This is a genomic window from Pseudonocardia oceanicola (assembly GCF_047200735.1).
GTDB lineage: Bacteria > Actinomycetota > Actinomycetes > Mycobacteriales > Pseudonocardiaceae > Pseudonocardia.
This window is the reverse complement of sequence record NZ_JBJZON010000077.1, coordinates 1-974: the sequence shown is the minus strand read 5'-3', so window position 1 is coordinate 974 and position 974 is coordinate 1. Positions and strand designations below refer to the sequence as shown.

1 protein-coding gene is annotated in these 974 nt (G+C 63.0%); it reads left to right on the top strand.

Annotated elements, in window-relative coordinates:
* Nucleotides 1-221 precede the first annotated feature (221 nt).
* Nucleotides 222-965 (top strand): transposase family protein, encoded by a 744-nt coding sequence (locus ACL02T_RS34870; protein WP_412835089.1) that lies wholly within the window; start codon nucleotides 222-224, stop codon nucleotides 963-965.
* Nucleotides 966-974 lie beyond the last annotated feature (9 nt).

Here is a 974-nt window from a genome sequence, read left to right as displayed (position 1 = left end):
ATGAAGGGTTATTCAGAACCCTTTCGTTGCGGCTGACCCCGAGCGTGCCAAGCAAGGCGGCTTGTGATCCGCTAGACAGTGGGTGCGGCGTGTCGTTTCAGGGCAACGGCCTCTCACAGTGATATCGATGAGGTTCCTACACCAAAAGCGATATCGTCAGCGAGAGGCCGTTGCACTACCATCGTACTACGGGCTTGACACCACCCCAGCTGCAGGAGCTCGTGAGCCGAGTACACCACGCCCTGCCGAAGCCATGGAATCGGCACACGGGCAGGCCGAAAACACTTGGTCTTTATCGCGCCGTGGAACTGGCCTGCATGTACGTGCGGCAGAACTGCTCCCAGGAGTTCCTGGGTGACCTGCGCGGTGTCTCGCAGTCGACCGTGTCGCGCATCGTCGCCGAGCTGGTACCGGTCGTGGCCGAGGTGCTCGACGAGTTCGTGCCCGATCCGGCCGAGGCCATCGAGCTGGTCCAGGGCCGGGTGTCCCTGGTGGACGGCACGCTCGCCCGATGCTGGTCCTACGCCGACCATCCCGAGCTGTGGAGCCGCAAGTACGCCACCACCGGCTTCAACATCCAGGTGGTCGGCCTGCTCGACGGCCGGCCGGTGTTCATCTCCGATCCGCTACCCGGCAGCACGCACGACGCACGCGCTTTCAAAGAAACCCCGGTCGTCGACATCGTGCGGGCCTCCGGCGGAGGAATCGGCGACAAGGGCTACCAAGGATGCGACGTCATGGCCACCCCGCGCAAACGGCCACCGAAAGGCGAACTCAGCAGACGCGACAAGCAATGCAACGCCGAACACTCGGCGTTACGCGCCCCCATCGAACGCCTCATCGCAGCCGTCAAAGCCTGGCGGATCCTGCACGCCGACTTCCGGCGCCCCTTCCGCACCTACCATGAAACGTTCAGGGCGACAAGAGCATTGTTCTTCTTTGCGACGAAGTGGGGTTTTGAATAACCCTCATGG